A 22,144-nucleotide genomic window follows, 5' to 3' on the forward strand; every position below is an offset into this window, starting at 1 on the left:
TCTGTAGGGCCTCCGCAGGGGCCCTGAGCCCCGCCCCCGGCGCGCCCTGGACAAGGCCCGGCCACCCCCACCCGCTACGGTGGAGGCCATGCCCGACGCCGAGCGTGACACCCCCTGCGGCCTGCACCTCTTCTGGGACGAGGCCGTCACCGCCTACGACTTCGGCCCCGGCCACCCGATGGACCCGACCCGGCTGGCGCTCACCATGCGCCTGGTCGAGGCCCTCGGACTGGACGCCGGGCCCGGGGTGACGGTGCGGGCCGCACCGCCCGCCGGCGAGTCCACCCTGCGGCTGGTGCACACCCGGGAGTACGTCGAGGCGGTCAAATACGCCGCCGCCCACCCCGACGAGTCGGATCCCCGGCACGGGCTCGGCACCGACGACAACTGGGCTTTCCCCGCAATCCATTCGGCCTCCGCGCTGATCGCCGGTCAGTCCGTGGCCGCCGCCGAGGCGGTCTGGCACGGGGAGACCCCGCACGCGGTGAACTTCGCCGGCGGACTGCACCACGCGATGCCCGCCAAGGCCTCGGGCTTCTGCGTCTACAACGACCCGGCGCTGGCCGTCGCCCGGCTGCTCGAACTCGGCGCCGAGCGGGTCGCCTACGTCGACGTGGACGTCCACCACGGGGACGGCGTCCAGCAGGTCTTCTGGAACGACCCCAGGGTGCTCACGATCTCGCTCCACGAGCACCCCGCCACGCTCTTCCCGCAGACCGGCTGGCCCACCGAGACCGGCGGCCCGGACGCCCCCGGCTCCGCCGCCAACCTGCCGCTGCCGGCCGGCACCGGCGACGCCGGCTGGCTGCGCGCCTTCCACGCCGTGGTGCCCGAACTGCTCACCGCCTTCCGCCCGCAGGTCCTGGTCACCCAGCACGGTGCCGACACCCACCTGGAGGACCCGCTCGCCCACCTCGCCGTCACGCTGGACGCCCAGCGGATGATCGCCGAGGAACTGCACGACCTCGCCCACCAGCTCACCGGCGGCCGCTGGATCGCCACCGGCGGGGGCGGCTACGCCGTCGTGGACGTCGTCCCGCGCACCTGGACCCACCTGGTCGCCACCGCCGCCGGACGGCCCGTCGACCTGGCCACCGAGACCCCCGAGTCCTGGCGCGCCGAGGTCTACCGCCGCACCCGCCGGCCCGCCCCGCTGCGGATGACCGACGGCGCCCGACCGGTCTGGCGCGACTTCGACGCGGGTTACGATCCGGCCGACCGACTCGATCAGGCCATCCTCGCCAGCCGCCGCGCGGTGTTCCCCCACCTCGGCCTCCTGGCCTGAGACCGGCCTCCCGGCCCAGGTGCGGGTGGGCCGTGCGTATGCCCGCTCCCGCGTTCCGCCGAGTGACTACGTACTGCAACAGTCCTATCTCTCACCGTACGAGGACCGCACCTCCCCTCTTCCCACTGGTACCACCCATAACTACTCTGGGGATACACGTGTGCCGGTGGAGTCACCGGAGGGGAAGCCGGTGCCTTGCACACGGGTGAAGGGTCGGGTGATGGTCATGAGTTCCGGCGAACGCCCCTTGCAGGAAGTCGTCTTCCTGACCGTGGCGGAGGTTGCCTCGGTCATGCGGGTGTCGAAGATGACGGTGTACCGGTTGGTGCACAGCGGAGAGCTGCCGGCCATCAGGGTCGGGCGGTCCTTCCGGGTGCCCCAGCAGGCGGTGCACGAGTACCTCAAGGAGTCCTACGTGAGGCTTGAGAGCGCGTAGTTCCGGGTGGGCGGGGGTGGGGCCGCAGCTGCGGATCCCACCCCCGTTCGCCGGGGATTCCCCGCGAGTTTCCCGGTCACCGGGAGCACGATTACGGCCCAGGGCCCGTGGACGGTAGGCTAGGCCGTCCGTCAGTCGTATGGACTCCGTCTCTCACGGGCGCGAGTCTCAGTGAGCGAGGGTTGTTCCGTGGGCTCTGTCATCAAGAAGCGTCGCAAGCGTATGGCCAAGAAGAAGCACCGCAAGCTTCTGAAGAGGACCCGCGTTCAGCGTCGCAACAAGAAGTAAGCGCCCCCGGCCGCGCTCAGCGCGCCCGGCGCTTCCACCGCCCGTCCAGGCCTCGGCCTGGGCGGGCGGTGTCGTTTCACGGCCCGGCAGGGCGGCGCGGTACGGTGCACGCAGGCCGCTCGGGCCGAGGGAATGGGGTGCACACCGTGGGCGTGGTCGTGCTCGTCACCGGCGTGGCACGCCATCTCGGTGCCCGCTTCGCCGCCGAGGTCCGCCGCCGTCCGGGCGTGGACCTGGTGGTCGGCGTGGACGTGCAGCCGCCCCGGCTGCCGGTCGAGGAGCCGGACGGACCGGCCGCCGAGTACCGCTTCCACCAGCTCGACCTGCGCCGCCCGGCGGTCTCCCGGGTGATCGCCGAGCACCGGGTCGACACCGTGGTCCACCTCAGCGTCAGCGCCACCGGCCTGGGCTCCACCAACCGCTCCGCGGTGAAGGAGTCCAACGTCATCGGCACCATGCAGCTGCTCGGCGCCTGCCAGAAGGCGCCCGGGGTGCGCCGGTTGGTGGTGAAGTCGACCACCGGCGTCTACGGCTCCGCGCCCCGCGACCCGGCGGTGTTCACCGAGCGCATCCAGCCGAAGAACCCGCCCGGCGGCGGCTTCGCCAAGGACGCGGCGGAGGTCGAGGGCTACGTCCGCGGCTTCGCCCGGCGCCGCCCGGACGTCGCGGTGACGGTCCTGCGCTTCGCCAACATCGTCGGCCCCGCCGCGGACACCCCGCTCAGCGAGTACTTCGCGCTGCCCGTGCTGCCGACCGTCCTCGGCTACGACCCCCGGCTGCAGTTCGTGCACGAGGACGACGCCGTCGCGGTGCTCTGCCGGGCCGCCGCCGAGGCCGAACCGGGCACCGTCAACACCGGGACCTTCAACGTGGCCGGGGAGGGCGTCCTGCTGCTCTCCCAGTGCGCCCGCCGGCTCGGCCGGCCGACCGTGCCGCTGCTGCTGCCCGCGGTCAGCTGGATGGCCGGGCTGGCCCGGCAGACCCGGCTGCTGGACGTCTCGCCGGAGCAGCTGCGGCTGCTCACCCACGGCCGGGTGGTGGACACCACGCGACTGCGCGAGACGCTCGGCTACCGCCCGGCGTTCACCACCCCGGAGGCCTTCGCCGACTTCGCCGCCGCGCAGGGGTCCGGCCTGCTGCCGCCCGAGCGGCTGGCCGCCGTCACCGACCGGCTGGCCGCCCTGCTCGGCCCGGTGCGGGCCCCGGCCGCCGGCGTCCCCACCGTCCGTACCGACCGCCCCCGCCGACCCAGGAGCTGAACCCGCGATGAGTGCCGCAGCCGAGAACGCGCCGGGCGAGGCCAGGGTCATCCCGATCGAGTCCGCCCCCAGCTGGACCTCGCCCGACGACCCCGGGCCCGCCGACCGGCCCGCCGACCGGCTCGCCGACGCCGTCGGCGGGGCGCTGTCCGGGCAGCTCGGTTCGGCGGCCACCCGGCTGTTCGGCAAGGGCTGGGAGGGCCGGGCCGCGGACGGGCTGGCCTTCCTGCGCCGCCGGATCACCGGCGACTACGAGGTGGACGAGTTCGGCTTCGACCGGGAGCTCACCGAGGAGGTGCTGCTCGCCCTGCTGCGCCCGTTGTCCGAGAAGTACTTCCGGATCGAGGTCCAGGGCGTCGAGAACATCCCGGCCGAGGGCGGCGCGCTGATCGTCGCCAACCACTCCGGGACGATCCCGCTGGACGCCCTGATGACCCAGGTCGCCATCCACGACCACCACCCGCACCACCGGCACCTGCGGATGCTCGCCGCCGACCTGGTGTTCGTGCTGCCGGGCGTCAACGAGCTGGCCCGCAAGGCCGGCCACACGCTGGCCTGCAACGAGGACGCCCAGGCGCTGCTGGAGCGCGGCGAGGTGGTCGGGGTCTGGCCGGAGGGCTTCAAGGGCATCGGCAAGCCGTTCGCCGAGCGGTACAAGCTCCAGCGCTTCGGGCGCGGCGGCTTCGTCTCCTCGGCGCTGCGCGCGAAGGTGCCGATCGTGCCGTGCTCGATCGTCGGCGCCGAGGAGACCTACCCGATGATCGGCAACGTGAAGACACTGGCCCGGCTGCTGGGCCTGCCGTACGTGCCGATCACGCCGACCTTCCCGTGGCTGGGGCCGCTGGGCGTGCTGCCGCTGCCGACCAAGTGGACCATCCGGTTCGGGGAGCCGATCGCCACCGACGGGTACCCGGCGGAGGCGGCGGACGACCCGATGCTGGTCTTCGACCTGGCCGACGAGGTGCGCGAGACGATCCAGCACACGCTCTACAAGCTGCTGGTGCAGCGCCGGTCGGTGTTCTTCTAGGTCTCCCGCGACCCCTGGGTCTCCCGTGGCCCCCGGAGCACAGGAGACCCGCGAGGGACGGCCGAGGGCCCCGGCGATCCTGGAACTCCAGGGATCGCCGGGGCCCTGCGCCGTCCGGTCGGCTGCCGGTCAGCCGCCGAGGAGCCGCAGCCCGGGCAGCAGGCCCGGGATCAGCGGGGGCACCTCGACGCCCTGCGGCTGGCCGGCGGCCGGGGCGCTGGGCGTGCCGGAGGGCTGCTGCGGTGCCTGCGGCGGGGCCGGGACGGCGCTCGGCGAGGTCTTGCCGCCGGTGAGCCCGCTGGTGAGGTCCCCGACGAGCCCGTTGACGGCGTCCGGCGCGCTGCTGGGCAGGGTGCTGGGCAGGCCGCCGCCCTTGGCGCCGATGCCGCCGGGCGTGCTGGCGCCGGTGCTGGCGGGGGCCCGCTCGGTGCCGCCGGGGCGGTTGTTGCCGCCGCTGGTCGCGCCGGTGCCGCCACCCTGGGCCGGGCGTTCGCCGGGCGCGGTGCCGGAGCCGTTCGCCGGGGTGTCGGCGGGGGCGCCGCCGGTGGCCGGGCCGGCCGTGTCGCCGCCCGCTCCGGTGCCGGCCGGGCCACCGCTCTTGGCGGTGGGCTGGGCCAGGCGCAGGGGCGCGACGTCCTCGCTTATGTCGTCGAAGAGCTGGTCGACCAGGTGGGCCTGCTGGGTGAGCTGGACGGGCAGCTGGCCCGCCAGTTCGGTCCAGCGGCCGTCCTCGCCCTGGGCGAAGCCGGCCAGGGCGCGCATCGGGCCGAGCGAGCCGTTGCTGCGGTAGACCGAGCGGAGCAGCTCGCGGCCCTTGATGGCGTCGGCGTGCATGTCGTCCAGCGCGCGGCGGACCCGTTCGACGGTGCCCGGGCTGAGCCCGGTGGCCGGGCCGGGGTGGCCGACCAGGGTCTTGGCCTCGCCGAGCCTGGTGGCGGCGTTGTCGAGCAGCAGTTCGCCGCGTTCGGAGTCGGTGTCCGCCAGGTCGAGCCTGAGCCCTTCGAGGCCGCGCTTCATGCCGTACAGCGTGTCCCCGGGGAGGGCGTTGGAGCTGGCGGCGGCGGCGCCGGCGAGGCTGCCGACGGCCAGTCCGGCGACCAGTCCGCCGATCGCGAACCGGCGGCTCCAGCGGCCGCGCGGCGCCGTCCGGATGGCCCGGTGCCGGCGTTGGCGGGGCACTGTGGCGCCCGGTCCGCCGGCGAAGGCCTGCTCGAACGCGGCCATCAGCTGCGCGCGTTGGACGGTCCGTACCTCCGGGTCCAGCGCTGGTCCGGGCATCGCGCCCAGTGCGTCGGTCAGGCCGACCAGTTGGGCCATCGCGACCGAACCGGCGCCGGTGGCAGCGGTGTTGGCCGATTCGGCGTCCGCTGCGCCGCGCTGCTCCGCCCGGTGGGCCTCCAGCGCCTCGGCGAAGGCCTTCGCCCGTCGGTGCTCCAGCACGTTTGCCGTCACGGGCCACACCTCCCTTCGTCGTTGTCGACACCCCGGCCTGCCGGACGGTTGCCTCGGCGGGCCAAAGCCACTCCATCGGGTGACAGGTCGCAATTCGGCTTGACCGTACGCCTGGTGGGGACTTGCACGCTGGCCAACGAGTGGTGTGGGCGGTGGGTTACGCGCGGCTGATCATCGGATCGACCGTTCACCCGGACGTGTCGGTCGGGTACGGATGGTGACGGCCCGTCGGGCCGCCCGCCGGCTATGCCTCCCCCGGTCACCGCGGCCTCACCGGGCGTCCGGCGGCAGCAGCCGGGCCAGGGTGCGGACGGCGCGGTACTGGAGGGTCTTGATGGCACCCTCGTTCTTGCCCATGATCCGCGCGGTCTCGGCCACCGAGAGCCCCTGGAGGAAGCGGAGCGTCACGCACTCCTGCTGCTGCGGGTTGAGCCGGTGCACCGCGTCCAGCAGGGCGGCGTTGGAGAGCGACTCCAGCACCGACTCCTCCGGGCTGCGCTCGCACTCGTTGGAGTCGAGCATCTCGCCGGTGGTCACCTCCAGCCGGAAGCGGCTGGACTTGAAGTGGTCGGCGACCAGGTTGCGGGCGATGGTCACCAGCCAGGCGCCGAAGTCCCGGCCCTGCCAGGTGAAGGTGCCGATCCGGCGCAGCGCGCGCAGGAACGTCTCGCTGGTGAGGTCCTCGGCGGTGGCCCGGCTGCCGACCCGGTAGTAGATGTAGCGGTAGACGGTGTCCGCGTAGTGGTCGTAGAGCCGGCCGAAGGCCTCGCTCTCGCCGGCCTGGGCCCGCTCGACCAGCTCCATGATCGGGTTGTGCTCGGTCTCGTAGCCGGGGCTCGGCGCGGTCCGGGCGCGGCCGCGGCCGACGCCGGTGCTGCCGGTGCGGCCGCGCGAGCCGGTGCCGGTGGAGCCGGCAGCGGTGGTGCGCAGCGCCAGGCCGGAGCCGTGCGGGTGGCCGAACGGGGCGCCGGCGGGCACGAGTTGGGGCGAGGCGGCGAGCTGGCTGCGGAGCAGGTTGCGCAGCAGGTCCAGGCCGGTGGAGATCTGCCGGTCGGCGACGGGGCGGCCGCGGAGGCCGGTGCGGGGGCGCAGGGGCGCGGACGACGGGCGGGAGGGTGCAGGCGCGTCGTTCCGGACGGGTGGGTACACGGGACTCCCAGAGGCAGAACTGTGGACGGATCACCTCCGCCTGCGCGGAGAGCACTCCCGCGCCGCCCGTTCGAGCGGGGCGCGTGGGTGACGTGCATCCAGGAGAGAATAACGCTTTGTGCAATGACAGCTACACCGTGTGGTCGAAGTGGTCGTTTGGGATCCATTTATCGCGCATATTCGGCTGACTCTGACCGGACCTGCCATCGTTCATCCGGCTCAACGTGACCGTTCGGGCGCCCAGGGTGACCAATTCGGCGGTCCGGCCGGTGGTTTCCCAGTCTTGAGGCCTGGCAACCCCCGACTTTCCCGGTCTGGCGAACGATCAGAACCGGTCACCGGCTGACAGGTTCGCTCATTGGGCCGGAAAGCCGTACCGGAAACGGGAGTTCGCCCGTACGAGGGGCCAGGTCAGAGGCCTGGTTGACGGCCGGCCACCCGCGCGGGAAGGCCGTGGGGAGGGCGCGGACAGGCCCGGCGGCGGGGGTGCGACCGGGGGTGGCGGGAGCCCGTCAGGCGCAGCGGCGGCGGCGGTTCAGGGCCACCCCGGCGGCCGCCGCACCCGCGAGCACCCCGAGCGCGGCCGCCGCCGGCAGCCCCACCCGGGCCGCCTTCCGGCCGGTCCGGAAGTCCCGCACCCGCCAGCCCTGGGCCCGGGCGTGGCGGCGCAGCGCGCCGTCCGGGTTCACCACGTACGGGTGGCCGACCAGCGAGAGCATCGGGATGTCGTTGGCCGAGTCGCTGTACGCGGCGCAGCGGTCGAGGTCCAGCCGCTCGTGCCGGGCCAGCGCGTGCACCGCAGCCGCCTTGGCCGGGCCGTGCAGCAGCTCGCCGACCAGCCGGCCGGTGTACAGGCCGCCGTCGGCCTCGGCGACGGTGCCCAGGGCGCCGGTCATGCCGAGCCGGCGGGCGATCACCCGGGCGACCTCCAGCGGGGCGGCGGTGACCAGCCAGACCCGCTGGCCGGCGTCCAGGTGCATCTGGACCAGGGCGCGGGTGCCGGGCCAGATCTTGTCGGCCACGACCTGCTCGAAGACCTCCTCGCAGATCGCCTCCAGGTCGGCGGTGCGCTTCCCGGCGACCAGGCCGAGCGCGGTGTGCTGGGCGTCCGAGATGTGCTCCGGGTCCTCGGCGCCGTTCAGCCGGAACCAGGCCTGCTGCCAGGCGAACCGGGCGATGTCGCGGCGGGTGAGGAAGCCGCGCCGGTAGAGGCCGACCCCGAGGTAGAAGATCGCGGCCCCGCGCAGGATGGTGTTGTCGCAGTCGAAGAACGCGGCGGCGCGCGGGTCGCCCGGCTCGGGGGTGTGGTTCTCGGCCGGGGCCTTGGGCGCCTTGCCGGGCCTGCCCGCGGCGGGCGCGGCGCTCTCGGTGGAGCTCTCGGCCGGAGCGGTGCTCCCCGCGGGCGCGGTGCTCTCCGCGGGGGCGGTGGCCGGCTCCGGCTCGGCCTGTAGCGCAGCTGCCGCCGCCTCGGCGGCAGCCTCGCCCGCCAGGGCGCTCCGCTCGGTGGTGGAACGCTTCGCCTGGGTGAGCCTTCGGAGCACGGCCATGTCATCGAGCATAGCCAGCCGGGCGCGCGGCGGCCGTGACGGCGCCGTGCCCGCGCGGTGAACACCGGGCGGTCCCGGGCCCCGGTGGGGCGGCCGCCGGGCGGGCGGACAATGGCCGGGTGAGCCCACTGCTGCGACGTGACAAGAGCCCGAAGCCCGCGCCGGCCGACCGCACCGTGACCCTGGTCGGCAAGCCCGGCTGCCACCTGTGCGACGACGCCCGGGAGGTGATCGTCCGGGTGGCGGGCGAGCTGGGCGCGACCTTCGAGGAGAAGGACATCACCCAGGACGAGGAGTTGTACCGGCGCTACTGGGAGCAGATCCCGGTGACCCTGATCGACGGCCGCCAGCACGACTTCTGGCGGGTCGACGAACGCCGCCTGCGTGCCGCCCTCGGCGGCTGACCGCTCCCGCCCGCCACCGTCGCCGCCCCCGCCGCTCGGCGGGGGCGGTTCGCCGAATCGTTGTCAAAGACACCCCGGTCCGGCTTGAGCCGGGGCCGGTTGGTCGGCTTACGATCGAACGCGTTTGCGCCCAAGGGGGGCTGAGCACACGAGGAGTGCCGCCATGCTTCCCGGCCCGACCCCTGGGACGCCCGAAGCCCCGCCGGGCGCCCGGGGCTTCGCCGTGGTGGACGTGGAGGCGACCGGCCGCAGCCCGTGGCGGCACCGGGTGGTCGAGATCGCGGTGGTCCTGCTGGACGAGCGGCTGCGACCGGAGGCGGAGTTCGCCACCCTGCTCGACCCGCTGGGCCCGGTCGGTCCGACCCATGTGCACCGGATACACCAGGCGGACGTCGAGGGCGCCCCGCGCTTCCGGGAGATCGCCCCGCGGCTGCTGGAGCTGCTGGCCGGCCGGGTGCTGGTGGGTCACCACGTCAGCTGCGACCACGGATTCCTGGATCGCGAGTTCGCCCGGATCGGGGTCGCGCTGCCGCCCGTGCCGCTGCTGTGCACGATGCGGCTGGCCCGCGCCCACCTGCCGCAGGCCCGCGGCCACGGCCTGGCGGCCTGCGTGGAGGCGGCGGGCCTGGGCTGGTACCCGGCGCACACCGCGCTGGGAGACGCCCGGGTGACCGCCGAGCTGCTGCGGCACTGCGTCGGCCTCCCGTCCTGCCCGCCGGACGACTGGGCGGGCCCGCTGCGCGAGGCGGCCCGGGTGCCCTGGCCGCGGCTGGGCCGGGCCCGCTCCCGTTCGTCCGGCACGCCCGTCCCGCTGGTGCGCCGGGAGGCGCCGTACGGCCCGTGGCTGCCCGGGGTGCCCGCCCCGGCCGTCCTCCTGACCGAGCGCGGTGCTATGGGTTCGACGGCGTGATGCGCATCACTGTGTGGGGACAAAACGGACACCATCTTTGTGCACACGTTCACAAACGCATAGCCTGGCTGCCAAAGCCCAGCTTCACCCACAGGAGCACCGTGGCAATCGGCCGATCACCACAGAGCAGTTCGCAGACGCCCGACCAGGGCGCCGCGCGCCGACCCTCGCGTGCCCGGGGCATCCCGGAGGCGACCGTCGCCCGCCTCCCCCTCTACCTGCGCGCGCTCACCGCGCTCTCCGAGCGTTCGGTGCCGACGGTCTCCTCCGAGGAGCTGGCCGCCGCCGCCGGCGTGAACTCGGCGAAGCTGCGCAAGGACTTCTCCTACCTGGGCTCCTACGGCACCCGCGGCGTCGGCTACGACGTCGAGTACCTCGTCTACCAGATCTCCCGCGAGCTGGGCCTGACCCAGGACTGGCCGGTCGTCATCGTCGGCATCGGGAACCTCGGCCACGCCCTCGCCAACTACGGCGGCTTCGCCTCCCGCGGCTTCCGGGTGGCCGCCCTGCTGGACGCCGACCCGAACGTGGTCGGCGGCAGCGCGGCCGGCCTGCCGGTGCGGCACATGGACGAGCTGGAGTCGATCGTCGAGAGCCAGCACGTCTCGATCGGTGTGATCACCACCCCGCCCGGCGCCGCCCAGCAGGTCTGCGACCGGCTGGTGGAGGCCGGCGTCACCAGCATCCTCAACTTCGCCCCGACCGTGCTGACCGTCCCGGACGGCGTGGACGTGCGCAAGGTCGACCTCTCCATCGAGCTGCAGATCCTGGCCTTCCACGAGCAGCGCAAGGCCGGCGAGGAGCCGGACCGCACCGAGTCGGTGCTGGACCGCGCCCCGGGCCCGGTCCGGGCGGCGGCCGCCAAGCTGCGCCGTGCGGCGGGCGGCAACGGCAAGGGCCGTGGCACCGCCGAGACCGCGGCCAAGGACCAGGCCGAGCAGGGCCAGCCCGGCAAGGGCGGGGAGGGCGATCTCCCCGCGGTGATGCCCGCATGAGCGAGCGAGTCAGTCGCAGGGCGCAGGTCGTGCGGAGCACCCGCCGAGCGGTGCGGGGCGGCCTCATGAGTACGGACAACCGTGGGACCTGGGGGCGGGCGTGAGTCTTCTCGTCGTTGGACTGAGCCATCGCACGGCGCCGGTCGGCGTGCTGGAGCGCGCCGCGCTGACCGGTGAGGTGCCGACCCGGCTGCTGCACGACGCGGCCGCCACCGCGACCGTCGCCGAGGCCGCGCTGCTCAACACCTGCAACCGGATCGAGCTGTACGCGGACGTGGACAAGTTCCACGCCGGCGTCGCCGAGCTGTCGCTGCTGCTCGCCCACCACAGCGGGGTGGACCTGGAGGAGCTGACCTCCCACCTCTACGTCCACTACGAGGACCGCGCCGTCCACCACCTGTTCTCGGTGGCCTGCGGCCTGGACTCGATGGTGGTCGGCGAGGGCCAGATCCTCGGCCAGCTGCGCGACGCGCTGGCCACCGCGCAGGAGGAGCACACCGCCGGGCGCGGCCTGAACGAGCTGTTCCAGCAGGCGCTGCGGGTCGGCAAGCGGGCGCACAGCGAGACCGGCATCGACAAGGCCGGCCAGTCGCTGGTGACCTTCGGCCTGGAGCAGGTCGCGGCGGGCGCGGGCGAGATCGCCGGCAAGCGGGCGCTGGTGGTCGGCGCGGGCTCGATGAGCTCGCTGGCCGCCGCCACCCTGGTCCGCTCCGGCGTCACCGACGTGCTGATCGCCAACCGGACGCCGGCCCGCGCCGAGCGCCTGGTCGAGATCCTCGGCTCCGGCGTGGCCCGCACCCTGGACCTGGCCAAGGTGCCGGAGGCGCTGGCCGACGTCGACCTGGTGATCTCCTGCACCGGCGCGGCCGGTGTGGTGGTCAAGGCCGGGGACGTGGCCGCCGCGGTCGCCGCCCGCACCGCCGACCAGCCGCTCGCCCTGCTCGACCTGGCCATGCCGCGCGACGTCGACCACGCCGTGCACGAGCTGCCCGGCGCCCTGCTGGTGGACCTGGAGAGCCTCTCCCACGCGCACGCCGCCACCCCCGGCGCCGGTGACGTGGACCAGGTCGGCCGGATCGTCGCCGACGAGGTGGCCGCCTTCGGCGCCGCCCAGCGGGCCGCCCGGATCGCGCCGACCGTGGTCGCGCTGCGGGCGATGGCCTCCGGCGTGGTCTCCGCCGAGCTGGGCCGGCTGGACTCCCGGCTGCCCGACCTGGACGAGCGCTCCCGCGCGGAGATCACCCAGACCGTCCGCCGCGTCGTCGACAAGCTGCTGCACGCCCCGACCGTCCGGGTGAAGCAGCTGGCCGCCGAGCCCGGCGGCGCCTCCTACGCGGACGCGCTGCGCGAGCTGTTCGACCTCGACCCGGCGGCCGTGCACGCCGTGTCGGGCACACCCGTCGGCGGCCCCCAGCCCTCGGGCGGGGGCGCCAGATGAACCGTCAGCCATCCCACGAGTACCACCGGGACGATCACCTCATGAATGGTCAACCGATCACGGAGCAGACTCCGGCCGCCACCGCGACCCTGCGGCTCGGCACCCGGCGCAGCGCGCTCGCCATGGCCCAGTCGGGCATGGTGGCCCGCGAGGTCACCCGGGTCACCGGGCGCCCCGTCGAGCTGGTCGAGATCACCACCTACGGCGACACCTCCCGGGAGGCGCTGGCGCAGATCGGCGGCACCGGCGTGTTCGTCTCCGCACTGCGGGACGCGTTGCTGGAGGGCCGGATCGACTTCGCCGTGCACTCGCTCAAGGACCTGCCCACCGCCGAGCCGGAGGGCCTGGCGCTGGCCGCCGTCCCCGAGCGCGAGGACGCCCGGGACGCCCTGGTCGCCGCCGAGGGCCTGACCCTGGACGAGCTGGTGGAGAAGCTGGCCGGCGCCGGCCGCCCGGCCCGGATCGGCACCGGCTCGCCGCGCCGGATGGCCCAGCTGAACGCCTGGGCCACCGCCCGCGGCGCCGCGCTGGAGACCGTCGCGATCCGCGGCAACGTGGACACCCGGATCGGCTACGTGACCAGCGGCGAGCTGGACGCGGTGGTGCTGGCCACGGCCGGCCTCAACCGGCTCGGCCGCAGCGCCGAGATCTCCCAGCACCTCGACCCGGAGCTGATGGTCCCGGCCCCCGGCCAGGGCGCGCTCGCGATCGAGTGCACCAGCGCCGACACCGACCTGACCGCCGCGCTCGCCGCCCTGGACCACGCCCCCACGAGGGTCGCCGTGGTCGCCGAGCGGGCCCTGCTGGCCACCCTGGAGGCCGGCTGCTCGGCTCCGGTGGCCGCGCTGGCCACCTGGGTCCGACCGAACGAACTGCGGCTGGAGGGCGTGGTCGGCGACCCCGACGGCGCCGCCCTGCTGAAGATGTCCGCCAACGGTCCGATCGTCCTCGACGAGACCGCCGAGCAGCACGCGACGGCCCTCGGCCGCGCGCTGGCCGCCCGGCTGCTCGACGCGGGCGCGGCCACCCTGATGGGGGAGCGAGCCCGATGAGCCCCACCGCCGCCACCGAAACCCCGTTCCCGGGCGGCCAGTCCGCCACCGGACGGTGCACCTTCCTGGGCGCGGGCCCCGGGGACCCGGGGCTGCTGACCCTGCGCGCGGTCGAGGTGCTGTCCTCGGCCGACATCCTGGTCGCCGACCCGCTGACCGCGGTCGCCGTGCGCACCCACTGCCCGGCCGGTGTGCAGGTGCACACCCCGGTCGCCGAGGGCGCGGACTTCAACCTGGCCCGGCTGGTCGCCGAGGCCGTGCGGGCCGGCAAGCACGTGGTCCGCACCGTCGACGGCGACCCGGGCCTGGACGGCTGCGCCGCCGAGGAGATGCTCAGCTGCGCCGGCGACGGCATCCCCTTCGAGGTGATCCCGGGCGTCGCCCAGTCGGTCGGCGTCCCGGCGTACGCGGGCGTCCCGCTGCGCGGCGCGGCCGGCACCGACGTGCGCTTCGTGGACGGCACCGCGCTGCTGGCCGGCAGCCCGGTGGACCTGGGCGCGCCGGAGACCACCCTGGTGGTCCGGACCACCCTGGGCCAGCTGCCGGCCACCGCGGGCGCCCTGGTCGCCAACGGCCGCAAGCCGGAGTCGGCGCTGAGCGCCACGCTCTCCGGCACCACCACCCGCCAGCGGACCTTCACCTCCACCCTGTCCGGCATCGCCGCCGACCTGAAGGCCGCCCGGGTGCTGCCCTCGCCGGTCTCCGCCCCGGTGGACCCGGCGACCTCGGTGATAGCCGTGGTGGGCGAGCAGGTCGCCCACCGGTCCTCGCACTCGTGGTTCGAGACCAAGCCGCTGTTCGGCTGGAACGTGCTCGTGCCGCGCACCAAGGAGCAGGCCACCGGCCTGTCCGAGCAGCTGCGCTCGTACGGCGCGGTGCCGCAGGAGGTGCCGACCATCGCGGTCGAGCCGCCGCGCACCCCGCAGCAGATGGAGCGGGCCATCAAGGGCCTGGTCACCGGCCGCTACGAGTGGATCGCCTTCACCTCGGTGAACGCGGTCCGGGCGGTCCGGGAGAAGTTCGAGGAGTACGGCCTGGACGCCCGCGCGTTCGCCGGGATCAAGGTCGCGGCGGTCGGCGAGACCACCGCGCAGGCCCTGGTGGACTTCGGCGTGAAGCCGGACCTGGTGCCCTCCGGCGAGCAGTCCGCGGCCGGCCTGCTGGAGGACTGGCCGCCGTACGACCCGGTGTTCGACCCGATCGACCGGGTGCTGCTGCCGCGCGCCGACATCGCCACCGAGACCCTGGTGGCCGGCCTGGTCGAGCTGGGCTGGGAGGTCGACGACGTGACGGCGTACCGGACGGTGCGCGCCTCGCCGCCGCCGGCCGAGACCCGTGAGGCGATCAAGGGCGGCGGCTTCGACGCGGTGCTCTTCACCTCGTCCTCGACCGTGCGGAACCTGGTCGGCATCGCGGGCAAGCCGCACAACGTCACGGTCATCGCCTGCATCGGCCCGGCCACCGCCAAGACCGCCGAGGAGCACGGCCTGCGGGTCGACGTGATGGCCCCGGCGCCGTCGGCGGCCGCGCTGGCCCAGGCGCTGGCAGACTTCGGGGCCAAGCGCCGCGACACCGCCACGGCCGCCGGCGAGCCGGTCTACCGGCCCAGCGAGCGCCGTCCGGGTTCGCGCCGCAAGGCCCGCTGACACCCTCGGGACCGGGGGCGGCGATCCGTCGCCCCCGGCACTGCACAACCGTTCGGAGAGAGAAGCCGTGTCCGCTGAATTCCCGTACGTACGCCCGCGCCGGCTGCGCCAGAGCCCGGCGATGCGCCGCCTGGTCGCCGAGACCCGGCTGCACCCGGCGGAGCTGATCCTGCCGCTGTTCGTCCGCGAGGGCGTCAGCGGGCCCGTCCCGGTCACCTCCATGCCGGGCGTGGTCCAGCACAGCCGGGACACCCTGCGCAAGGCCGCGGTGGAGGCGGCCGAGGCGGGCCTGGGCGGCCTGATGCTGTTCGGCGTGCCGGCCGTGCAGGACGCCACCGGCAGCGAGGGCACCAACCCGGACGGCATCCTCCAGCAGGCGATCCGCGACGTGGTCGCCGAGGTCGGCGACGCCCTGGTGGTCATGTCCGACCTCTGCCTGGACGAGTACACCGACCACGGCCACTGCGGCGTGCTGGCCGCCGACGGCAGCGTGGACAACGACGCCACCCTGGAGCGCTACGCCGAGATGGCCCGGGTGCAGGCGGACGCGGGCGTCCACCTGGTCGGCCCGTCCGGCATGATGGACGGCCAGATCGGCGTGATCCGGCGGGCGTTGGACGAGGCCGGACACCAGGACGTGGGCATCCTCGCCTACACCGCCAAGTACGCCTCGGCGTTCTTCGGCCCGTTCCGCGAGGCGGTCGGCTCCTCGCTCAAGGGCGACCGCAAGAGCTACCAGCAGGACCCGGCCAACGCCCGTGAGGCGCTGCGCGAGCTGGAGCAGGACCTCGCCGAGGGCGCCGACCTGGTGATGGTCAAGCCGGCCATGGCCTACCTGGACATCCTGCGCCAGGTCGCCGACGCCTCCCCGGTGCCGGTCGCCGCGTACCAGGTGTCCGGCGAGTACGCGATGGTCGAGGCGGCCGCGGCGAACGGCTGGATCGACCGGGAGCGGATGATCATGGAGACGCTCACCTCGATCCGCCGGGCCGGGGCCGAGCAGATCCTCACCTACTGGGCGGTCGAGGCCGCCGCGATGCTCAAGTAGCCGGTGCCGCAAGGCAGGGCGTTCAAGTAGCAGGCGCAGGGCAACGAGAAGGCCGGGCCGCTCCCCGTGGGGGCGGCCCGGCCTTCCGGGTTCTACTTCCAGCCGTTGATGTGCGCGAAGCCCTCGCCGCCGCCGATCACGTCGGTGGAGGTGGCGGCGCCGCCGCCGAAGCCGCCGGCGATGACGTCGCTGGTGTGGCCGACGCCGAAGCCCGCACCGGCCGCGAACGGGTGGTCTCCCGAGGCGACGAACTCGCCGCCGCCCGCGAAGCCGACGTGCGCGAACGCCGGGGTGGCGGCACCCGCGAGCGCCAGCGCGGCGGTGGCGGTCAGTGCGGCCTTGGCCAGCTTGCTCTTCATGGAAATGCCCTCTCTTTCGGAGCGCCCCGGCGGGCGCTGCCTCTGACACGTGATCACATCCGGCCGTTCGGGTCGGCGCCCCACGCGCCGGTCCGAACGCCCGCTCACCCGGCCGGTCCGCACCTGTTCGGCGGTCGGCCGGACACCTCGCCCGTGGCGCCTTGAGCACCCGTGGCGCTCGTAGCACCCGTAGCACCCGTGGCGCCCGTAGCGCCCGGAGGGCCCGGGGAGACGTACCTCCCCGGGCCCTCCGTCCGTGCCGTGCCCCTTGATCAGCCGATCAGGTGCGAAACGCCCGCGTCGCCCGAGGACTGGGTGTTCTGGCCGACGTTGCAGATCTGCTTCGGGGTGCTGTTCAGGACGGGCACCTCGACCGGAACCGCGACGCCGATCACGGCGACGGCGATGTTGTGGACCTCCGGCAGGCAGATGTTCGCGTTGTCCAGGGTGTGGAAGTTCGGGCTGCCGTTGCCGTGGGTGCCGGTCTGGTTGGTGCCACCGTTGCCCTGGACGGAGGTGGCGGCGCCGTCCGCGTCGACGATGGCGGAGGCCGAGCCGGCGGACATCGCGATGGCGGCGGCGGCCAGGCCGGCGGCGGCGAGGGACTTCTTGATCATTTCCGGTTTTCCTCTCGAGGGGTGAATCGGGGAGCGATTCGAAGGGTGGTTCAGGGGGAGTGCAGCTGGGGGAACGGTCAGCCGACCAGGTGGGACACGCCCGCGTCGCCGTGGCTCTGGGTGCCCTGGCCCTGGGTGCAGTACTGCTTGCCACCGCTGTTGGCGATCGGGACCTCGACCGGGACGGCCACGCCGAGCACGCCCACCGCGATGTTGTGGATCTCGGGGAGGCAGACGTTCGCGTTGTCCAGGAAGTGGAAGTTCGGGCTGTTGTTCCCGACCGTGCCGGTGAAGTTGGTGCCGCCGTTGCCCTCGATGGAGGCTGCGGCGCCGTCCGCGTCACCGATCGCCGAGGCGGGCGCGGCGGCGGCGGCCAGCGCGGCGACGGCCAGGCCGGCGGCGGCGAAAGACTTCTGGATCATGGGGAGATCCCTCTCTGAAATGCTCTTGGTTTCCGTGCGTACAACGCGTAGAACGCTCAGACCCGGTCTGCAGTCACTGACGTCCAGATCAAAGAATGACGGCACGGAAGGTTACGGGGATTTTTGAAAAGAGTCCGGGAGGCGCGTCGTAGGGTGGTTTCCGGTCGGATTATTAGGCCGAACCGGTTAACCGCCGCAATCCGTACCAGCGGTCACTCGTTGAGGCAGATTGCTTTCCGGCTGCGCCCCGCAGCCCCTCCCTTCAGGGATCTCCAGTACGGACAGGCAGAACGGTGAAAAGCATGAAGTTCTCCAAGCGGGCCGGCGCGATGCTGTTGGCGGTCGGTGCGGGCATGCTCGCCTCCCAGGGAGCGGCCAGTGCCGCCCCGGTCAGCCCCGACCAGGTCGGTGCCCTGGAGGACAAGCTGGCCACCCAGCAGGTCCCGGCGGACGTGCCGCTCACCCCGCTCGGCAGCCGCGTCACGGCCGGCATCCCGACCTCGCTGCTCCTGCCGCCGGCACCCGGCCGCACCACCAGCACCGAGCTCATCCCGGACCGGCTGGTCCCCGGGCTGCAGACCGGGAAGGTCGGCCCGAGCGCCAAGGCCCAGTTGCCGCTCCCGCTGGTCGACCGGGGCGCCGACCTCGGCCAGGTGCTGCTGGAGGCCCCGGCCGCGCCGCTGCACGCCGACACCCCAGGCCTCGCCGTCGGCAAGCCGCTCGCCCTCGTCCAGGACGGCACCGGCCAGCTGGCCGACGGCCGGCTCAAGGTGGACGAGGTGGACCCGCGACTGGTCACCGGCACCGTGCAGGCCGTCCCCGGGGCCACCGCCAGCCTCGGCGACGACGACCACCCGATCTCGGTCACCGACAAGGTGGGCGACCTGGCCGCGACCACCACCGCGACCACCACCGGCGTGGTGCAGCAGACCGGCCTGACCGACCTGACCCAGCTCTGAGCCCAGCGGCTCCGGGCACGGCGGAGCCCGGCACCCCGGACGCGACCGGGGTGCCGGGCTCCTGCCTGCGCCGGGCGGCTCAGCCCGGCAGCACACCGGTCAGGCCGCCGACCAGCGGGAGGTCCCGGATGCCGCCGCCCGCGCTCAGCGGGCCGGTCAGCCCGCCGGTGCCGACCGGGGCCAGGCCCTGGTCGGGCTTGACGGTCGCGCCGTTGTTGAGCACGTCGGCCGAGGAGTTCGCCCACGGGTCCAGGCGCAGGTCCTTGACCGGCGCGAGCCCGTAGCCGAGGCCGGAGGTCGTCCCGTTCAGCGCCTGACCGACGTCGGTCTTCGCCAGCTTGGCCGGGCCCGACGCGGGGGCCGAATCGGTCGTGGTGGCGGCCTGTGCCGAACCCGCGCCGAGCAGCATCGTGGCGCCGACGGCGACGACCAGGCAGGCCCCGCTCTTCTTCGAAACCATGCGGATCACCCTTCGGTGGATCGGGGGCCCGGACGGCCACCGGCCGCCCGGGGATGCCGAACTGCCCCCCGGCCGGCTGGTCGGGGGGCAGTACGGCCGGAACGGGTGCCGATCGGGGATCAGCAGTCGTCCGCGGGCGGCGGGGGGAGCTCCACGTTGGCGCAGCTGTTGCCGAAGGCCGGGTTCAGCAGACCGACGACGTTGATGGAGTTGCCGCACAGGTTGACCGGGATGTGCACCGGGATCTGGATCTGGTTGCCGGAGAGCACGCCGGGGGAGCCGGCGGCCACGCCCTCGGCGCCGGAGCTGGCGAACGCACCGCCGGCGGCACCGAGGACCAGACCGGTGGCGGCCAGGGACAGGACGGCGGCCTTCTTGAAGTTGCGCATGTCTTTCCTCCGTTTTCTGCCCGACGGATGGGAAATGTCGGGAGCCGGGCGAGCACGAATACTCACCCGCTGGCTTCTGGGGATTGCCGTGATTGTCATTCCGGCGGCGCACACCGGCGTGTTTCGCCCATGGCTCGGGCGTCGACGCGGCCGCCGCGTTCTTCCAGCACCTCGCGAACGATTCCCGCACGGCCGGGAGCGGTTCGGTGCAGAGGTGCGACCAGGGGAATTCCCGGTCAGGCGCTGAGGCAGTTATTGCCGAACGCCGGGTTCAGGAGGCCCACCACGTCGATCGAGTTGCCGCACACGTTGAGCGGGATGTGCACGGGCACCTCCACCGAGTTGCCCGAGACCACGCCGGCCGAGCCGGCCGCGACACCCTCGGCGGACGCGCCGTGCAGGTGGTGGGCGGACGCGACGCCGGCGCCGGCGGCGAGCAGGGCGGCGCTGGCCGCGGTGCCGACGACGCCGTGGGCGAGCTTGCGCATGGGCGGTACTCGATTCGTGTGGAGGGGGCCGGGTGGATCGTGTTCCGCCAGAGAGAACGAGGCACCGTGCGAGGGGAAACGGTCCGGTCCGCTGATCACCCGAATGCCGGTCGCCGTCCCCGTTGGGCCGGATGGGTGACAGTGCGTCCACCGACGCAACCGGTCCGGGTGGGTGTCGTTCTTGATGTCGCACTCCCCGTGCATCTCTGTATGAACAGTCAGGAGGCTCGTATGAGCATCAAGAAGACCGCCGCCGTCGGCGCGGCCGTGGTGGGCATCGTGGCCGCCGGCGCCGGCACCGCGATGGCCAGCTCCGGCGCCGAGGGTGTCGCCGCGGGTTCCCCCGGTGTCATCTCGGGCAACCAGGTTCAGGTTCCGGTTCACGTGCCGATCAACCTGTGCGGCAACACCATCGACATCATCGGCCTGCTCAACCCGGCGTTCGGCAACCACTGCGCCAACGTGGGCTGATCCTGCTCCCGGTTCGGCCGGTACGAGCCGCTGTTCCGCGCTTCCCTCCTGGGGCGCGGGGCGGCGGCTCTCCGCATGTCCGGAAGCGTGTCGGGGCGTCAGGTTCCGGCGGTGTCACAAGCCTTGTTGCGTTACTTGTCAGTACCTAGAATGTGAGACCTGCTCACCTTTCTTGCTCCGCGCCGCTCGGCGCCCGGCCGGGCGGCCCCCACCCCCCCGCAAGGAGTCGCGTGTGATCAGGTCCCGACTGACAGCGGCGCGGCGGCCCCGGACGGTGGCGCGCCGCTCCCCGTACGGCGCACTGCTCGCCACCGGCGCCCTCGTCGCCACCCTCGGCCTGGCCGGCGCCCCCGCCGCACTCGCCGACCCGGCCCCCGCGGCCGGCGCCACCCGCCCGGCCGCCATCGTCGCCCTCGGCGACAGCGCCATCTCCGGGGAGGGCGCCGGCACCGACACCAACGACGGCTACTTCCCGGAGACCGACAGCCCCACCAACTACTGCCACCGGCACCCCAAGTCGGAGATCTTCGTCACCGACATCCCCGGCGTCACCCCGATCGACCTCGCCTGCTCCGGCGCCCAGACCGGCGACCTGGTCAGCGACCCCGAGCTCGCCAAGGTCACCGGCTCCGGCAGCGGCGACTTCGGCGAGCCCAAACAGGACGTCAAACTCGCCGACACGGCGGGCAAGTACGACGTGAAGATGGTCGTCGTCACGATCGGCGCCAACGACGACTTCGACTTCAGCGGGATCATGATGCACTGCCTCGCGCAGTACTTCCCGATCCCCAAGGATCAGGGCTGCCGCGACACCATCGGCAGCGACGAGATCGTCCAGCGCGCCAAGCGGGTCCAGCCCAAGGTCGTCGCGGCGCTCCAGAACATCCGGCAGACCATGCGGAAGGCGGGCTACGCCGACTCCTCGTACCAGCTGGTCTACCAGTCGTACTTCAATCCGATCACCCCGGACATCCGGCGCAACGACTACCTCGGCAAGGTCGCCGACGGCTGCCCGGCCTTCCCCGAGGACCTCGCCTGGGGCCACAACTGGGTGGTGCCGACCTTCAGCGACGCGCTGCGCGGCGCCGCCGAGCAGGTGCCCGGCGTGCGCTACCTCGACCAGCGGCGGGTCGCCTTCGGCCACGAGGTCTGCGCGGAGTGGACCAGTTCCCCGTACGAGTACAGCAACGGGGACGTCATCAACCTCGCCGAGTGGGCCCGCAACGGCTGCGACTCGCAGATCGGCATCCCCGGGCTGTGTATGAACATGGTCCGCCAGTCGTACCACCTGAGGGTGGCCGGCTACCGCGGTGAGGGCGTCTGCCTCGGCCAGTTCTTCGCCAAGCCCGAACTGGCGCAGGCCTACTGCACGCTCAACCAGCAGAACACCACCTCCATCCAGCCGCTCACCCCCGGGCAGCCGTTCGCGGACGTCCCCGAGGACGGCTCCTGGTACCAGCTCACCAACGCGGCCACCGGCAACGCGCTCGACCTCACCGGCGGCGGCACCTACGGCGACTCCACCAACGGCCGGGCCGCCATTACCTATCCGGCCACCGGCGGGCTCAACCAGTCCTTCGTCCTGGAGGCCAAGGCCGGCGGCAGCTACGAGCTCGACTTCAGCGGCAACCGGGACATGTGCCTGGACGCCAACGCCGCCTCCACCGCCGCCGGCACCCGCATCCAGCAGTGGCGCTGCAACGGCGGCGGCAACCAGCACTGGGTCCTCAAGCCGGCCGGCGGCGGCCGCTACAAGATCGCCGACTCCCAGGACCCGACCAAGGTGATCGCCCCCGGCACCACCCTCGACGCCAAGGGCAACCCCGCCGTCGAACTCGCCACCGACACCGGCGCCGCCGGCCAGCTCTGGCAGCTCACCAAACTCGGCATCGTCTACCTCCACGGCTGATCCCCGGCCCCTCCGCGGCGGGGGGGCCCCCCCGGGCGGGGGGGCCGCGGCCGGGGGGGTTGTTGGCGGCCGGGGGGTTGGGGAGGGGGGGGGGGGGGGGGGGGGGGGCGGGGGGGCGAATGCGGACGGAGGGG

The 22,144-nt window shown here is 73.7% G+C and carries 24 protein-coding genes; 15 read left to right on the forward strand and 9 right to left on the reverse strand.

Annotated elements, in window-relative coordinates:
• Window positions 1–88: 88 nt before the first annotated feature.
• The 5 genes from ACFVHI_RS11555 to ACFVHI_RS11575 all read left to right on the forward strand — a co-directional run bounded on the left by ACFVHI_RS11555 (window position 89) and on the right by ACFVHI_RS11575 (window position 4,295).
• Window positions 89–1,285, forward strand: a complete 1,197-nt coding sequence (locus tag ACFVHI_RS11555; RefSeq protein WP_380338095.1) for an acetoin utilization protein AcuC — start codon at window positions 89–91, stop codon at window positions 1,283–1,285.
• Between the two features lie 226 nt (window positions 1,286–1,511).
• The gene (locus ACFVHI_RS11560; RefSeq protein WP_063351305.1) at window positions 1,512–1,721 is read left to right on the forward strand and encodes a helix-turn-helix domain-containing protein; all 210 of its coding nucleotides are present in this window, start codon (window positions 1,512–1,514) and stop codon (window positions 1,719–1,721) included.
• Window positions 1,722–1,910: 189 nt separating this feature from the next.
• On the forward strand, window positions 1,911–2,009 hold the full coding sequence (locus tag ACFVHI_RS11565) for a 30S ribosomal protein bS22 (protein ID WP_003948845.1): 99 nt from the start codon (window positions 1,911–1,913) through the stop codon (window positions 2,007–2,009).
• Between the two features lie 146 nt (window positions 2,010–2,155).
• Window positions 2,156–3,268 (forward strand): NAD-dependent epimerase/dehydratase family protein, encoded by a 1,113-nt coding sequence (locus tag ACFVHI_RS11570; protein WP_063351306.1) that lies wholly within the window; start codon window positions 2,156–2,158, stop codon window positions 3,266–3,268.
• A 7-nt stretch (window positions 3,269–3,275) separates the two neighbouring features.
• Window positions 3,276–4,295: a lysophospholipid acyltransferase family protein gene (locus ACFVHI_RS11575; RefSeq protein ID WP_063348850.1), complete on the forward strand. Its 1,020-nt coding sequence runs from the start codon at window positions 3,276–3,278 to the stop codon at window positions 4,293–4,295.
• A 129-nt stretch (window positions 4,296–4,424) separates the two neighbouring features.
• Here ACFVHI_RS11575 and ACFVHI_RS11580 read toward each other — a convergent pair whose 3' ends face one another.
• The 3 genes from ACFVHI_RS11580 to ACFVHI_RS11590 form a co-directional block, all read right to left on the reverse strand.
• A complete protein-coding gene (locus ACFVHI_RS11580) occupies window positions 4,425–5,747 on the reverse strand; it encodes a DUF5667 domain-containing protein (RefSeq protein WP_380338099.1) in 1,323 nt (440 codons plus the stop codon).
• A 270-nt stretch (window positions 5,748–6,017) separates the two neighbouring features.
• The gene (locus tag ACFVHI_RS11585) at window positions 6,018–6,839 is read right to left on the reverse strand and encodes an ECF subfamily RNA polymerase sigma factor, BldN family (RefSeq protein ID WP_063351307.1); all 822 of its coding nucleotides are present in this window, start codon (window positions 6,837–6,839) and stop codon (window positions 6,018–6,020) included.
• Between the two features lie 569 nt (window positions 6,840–7,408).
• Window positions 7,409–8,443, reverse strand: coding sequence for an HAD family phosphatase (locus tag ACFVHI_RS11590; protein WP_063348852.1), 1,035 nt, complete (start codon window positions 8,441–8,443; stop codon window positions 7,409–7,411).
• Window positions 8,444–8,562: 119 nt separating this feature from the next.
• Here ACFVHI_RS11590 and ACFVHI_RS11595 point away from each other — a divergent pair, with 119 nt between their 5' ends.
• The 7 genes from ACFVHI_RS11595 (at window position 8,563) to hemB (ending at window position 15,936) form a co-directional block, all read left to right on the forward strand.
• Window positions 8,563–8,847 carry a glutaredoxin family protein gene (locus tag ACFVHI_RS11595; protein WP_063348853.1) on the forward strand — a complete coding sequence of 95 codons (285 nt, stop codon included), beginning with the start codon at window positions 8,563–8,565 and terminating at the stop codon, window positions 8,845–8,847.
• A gap of 163 nt (window positions 8,848–9,010) precedes the next feature.
• The gene (locus ACFVHI_RS11600; RefSeq protein ID WP_380338103.1) at window positions 9,011–9,757 is read left to right on the forward strand and encodes an exonuclease domain-containing protein; all 747 of its coding nucleotides are present in this window, start codon (window positions 9,011–9,013) and stop codon (window positions 9,755–9,757) included.
• 101 nt (window positions 9,758–9,858) lie between these two features.
• The gene (locus tag ACFVHI_RS11605; protein ID WP_380338106.1) at window positions 9,859–10,752 is read left to right on the forward strand and encodes a redox-sensing transcriptional repressor Rex; all 894 of its coding nucleotides are present in this window, start codon (window positions 9,859–9,861) and stop codon (window positions 10,750–10,752) included.
• 100 nt (window positions 10,753–10,852) lie between these two features.
• On the forward strand, window positions 10,853–12,190 hold the full coding sequence (locus ACFVHI_RS11610; RefSeq protein ID WP_063348855.1) for a glutamyl-tRNA reductase: 1,338 nt from the start codon (window positions 10,853–10,855) through the stop codon (window positions 12,188–12,190).
• A gap of 41 nt (window positions 12,191–12,231) precedes the next feature.
• Complete coding sequence (gene hemC / locus ACFVHI_RS11615) at window positions 12,232–13,242, forward strand: hydroxymethylbilane synthase (RefSeq protein ID WP_063348856.1); 1,011 nt, start codon at window positions 12,232–12,234, stop codon at window positions 13,240–13,242.
• Window positions 13,239–14,888: a bifunctional uroporphyrinogen-III C-methyltransferase/uroporphyrinogen-III synthase gene (locus tag ACFVHI_RS11620; RefSeq protein WP_063348857.1), complete on the forward strand. Its 1,650-nt coding sequence runs from the start codon at window positions 13,239–13,241 to the stop codon at window positions 14,886–14,888. Before hemC ends, ACFVHI_RS11620 begins: the two co-directional genes overlap by 4 nt.
• A gap of 67 nt (window positions 14,889–14,955) precedes the next feature.
• Entirely contained in the window at window positions 14,956–15,936 is a 981-nt protein-coding gene (gene hemB, locus ACFVHI_RS11625; RefSeq protein WP_380338110.1) for a porphobilinogen synthase, read from the forward strand.
• Window positions 15,937–16,028: 92 nt separating this feature from the next.
• On the opposite strand, the gene ACFVHI_RS11630 is transcribed toward hemB, so the two are convergent.
• The 3 genes from ACFVHI_RS11630 to ACFVHI_RS11640 all read right to left on the reverse strand — a co-directional run bounded on the left by ACFVHI_RS11630 (window position 16,029) and on the right by ACFVHI_RS11640 (window position 17,334).
• A complete protein-coding gene (locus tag ACFVHI_RS11630) occupies window positions 16,029–16,295 on the reverse strand; it encodes a hypothetical protein (protein WP_371518314.1) in 267 nt (88 codons plus the stop codon).
• A 272-nt stretch (window positions 16,296–16,567) separates the two neighbouring features.
• On the reverse strand, window positions 16,568–16,912 hold the full coding sequence (locus ACFVHI_RS11635; RefSeq protein ID WP_063348860.1) for a hypothetical protein: 345 nt from the start codon (window positions 16,910–16,912) through the stop codon (window positions 16,568–16,570).
• A gap of 77 nt (window positions 16,913–16,989) precedes the next feature.
• Window positions 16,990–17,334, reverse strand: coding sequence for a hypothetical protein (locus ACFVHI_RS11640; protein ID WP_031063477.1), 345 nt, complete (start codon window positions 17,332–17,334; stop codon window positions 16,990–16,992).
• Window positions 17,335–17,636: 302 nt separating this feature from the next.
• Here ACFVHI_RS11640 and ACFVHI_RS11645 point away from each other — a divergent pair, with 302 nt between their 5' ends.
• Window positions 17,637–18,293: a hypothetical protein gene (locus ACFVHI_RS11645; RefSeq protein ID WP_063348861.1), complete on the forward strand. Its 657-nt coding sequence runs from the start codon at window positions 17,637–17,639 to the stop codon at window positions 18,291–18,293.
• 79 nt (window positions 18,294–18,372) lie between these two features.
• Here ACFVHI_RS11645 and ACFVHI_RS11650 read toward each other — a convergent pair whose 3' ends face one another.
• The 3 genes from ACFVHI_RS11650 to ACFVHI_RS11660 form a co-directional block, all read right to left on the reverse strand.
• Window positions 18,373–18,753 carry a hypothetical protein gene (locus tag ACFVHI_RS11650; protein ID WP_063348862.1) on the reverse strand — a complete coding sequence of 127 codons (381 nt, stop codon included), beginning with the start codon at window positions 18,751–18,753 and terminating at the stop codon, window positions 18,373–18,375.
• 119 nt (window positions 18,754–18,872) lie between these two features.
• The gene (locus ACFVHI_RS11655; protein WP_380338115.1) at window positions 18,873–19,142 is read right to left on the reverse strand and encodes a chaplin; all 270 of its coding nucleotides are present in this window, start codon (window positions 19,140–19,142) and stop codon (window positions 18,873–18,875) included.
• A 236-nt stretch (window positions 19,143–19,378) separates the two neighbouring features.
• On the reverse strand, window positions 19,379–19,630 hold the full coding sequence (locus tag ACFVHI_RS11660; RefSeq protein ID WP_363374899.1) for a chaplin: 252 nt from the start codon (window positions 19,628–19,630) through the stop codon (window positions 19,379–19,381).
• Window positions 19,631–19,861: 231 nt separating this feature from the next.
• Here ACFVHI_RS11660 and ACFVHI_RS11665 point away from each other — a divergent pair, with 231 nt between their 5' ends.
• Together ACFVHI_RS11665 and ACFVHI_RS11670 are read left to right on the forward strand one after the other, a co-directional pair.
• A complete protein-coding gene (locus tag ACFVHI_RS11665; RefSeq protein WP_063348866.1) occupies window positions 19,862–20,101 on the forward strand; it encodes a chaplin in 240 nt (79 codons plus the stop codon).
• A gap of 232 nt (window positions 20,102–20,333) precedes the next feature.
• Entirely contained in the window at window positions 20,334–22,010 is a 1,677-nt protein-coding gene (locus ACFVHI_RS11670) for an RICIN domain-containing protein (RefSeq protein WP_380338118.1), read from the forward strand.
• Window positions 22,011–22,144: the final 134 nt, after the last annotated feature.

The sequence above is a fragment of the Kitasatospora sp. NPDC127121 genome (assembly GCF_042677305.1).
Taxonomy (GTDB): Bacteria; Actinomycetota; Actinomycetes; order Streptomycetales; family Streptomycetaceae; genus Kitasatospora.

What these genes read in the sequence shown, in the direction of transcription:
- ACFVHI_RS11555 (WP_380338095.1), top strand. Translation starts at nt 89, where the DNA reads ATGCCCGACGCCGAGCGTGACACCCCCTGCGGCCTGCACCTCTTCTGG.
- ACFVHI_RS11560 (WP_063351305.1), top strand. Translation starts at nt 1,512, where the DNA reads ATGAGTTCCGGCGAACGCCCCTTGCAGGAAGTCGTCTTCCTGACCGTG.
- ACFVHI_RS11575 (WP_063348850.1), top strand. Translation starts at nt 3,276, where the DNA reads ATGAGTGCCGCAGCCGAGAACGCGCCGGGCGAGGCCAGGGTCATCCCG.
- ACFVHI_RS11590 (WP_063348852.1), bottom strand. Translation starts at nt 8,443, where the DNA reads ATGGCCGTGCTCCGAAGGCTCACCCAGGCGAAGCGTTCCACCACCGAG.
- ACFVHI_RS11600 (WP_380338103.1), top strand. Translation starts at nt 9,011, where the DNA reads ATGCTTCCCGGCCCGACCCCTGGGACGCCCGAAGCCCCGCCGGGCGCC.
- hemC (WP_063348856.1), top strand. Translation starts at nt 12,232, where the DNA reads ATGAATGGTCAACCGATCACGGAGCAGACTCCGGCCGCCACCGCGACC.
- ACFVHI_RS11620 (WP_063348857.1), top strand. Translation starts at nt 13,239, where the DNA reads ATGAGCCCCACCGCCGCCACCGAAACCCCGTTCCCGGGCGGCCAGTCC.
- ACFVHI_RS11630 (WP_371518314.1), bottom strand. Translation starts at nt 16,295, where the DNA reads ATGAAGAGCAAGCTGGCCAAGGCCGCACTGACCGCCACCGCCGCGCTG.
- ACFVHI_RS11635 (WP_063348860.1), bottom strand. Translation starts at nt 16,912, where the DNA reads ATGATCAAGAAGTCCCTCGCCGCCGCCGGCCTGGCCGCCGCCGCCATC.
- ACFVHI_RS11640 (WP_031063477.1), bottom strand. Translation starts at nt 17,334, where the DNA reads ATGATCCAGAAGTCTTTCGCCGCCGCCGGCCTGGCCGTCGCCGCGCTG.
- ACFVHI_RS11645 (WP_063348861.1), top strand. Translation starts at nt 17,637, where the DNA reads ATGAAGTTCTCCAAGCGGGCCGGCGCGATGCTGTTGGCGGTCGGTGCG.
- ACFVHI_RS11650 (WP_063348862.1), bottom strand. Translation starts at nt 18,753, where the DNA reads ATGGTTTCGAAGAAGAGCGGGGCCTGCCTGGTCGTCGCCGTCGGCGCC.
- ACFVHI_RS11655 (WP_380338115.1), bottom strand. Translation starts at nt 19,142, where the DNA reads ATGCGCAACTTCAAGAAGGCCGCCGTCCTGTCCCTGGCCGCCACCGGT.
- ACFVHI_RS11660 (WP_363374899.1), bottom strand. Translation starts at nt 19,630, where the DNA reads ATGCGCAAGCTCGCCCACGGCGTCGTCGGCACCGCGGCCAGCGCCGCC.
- ACFVHI_RS11665 (WP_063348866.1), top strand. Translation starts at nt 19,862, where the DNA reads ATGAGCATCAAGAAGACCGCCGCCGTCGGCGCGGCCGTGGTGGGCATC.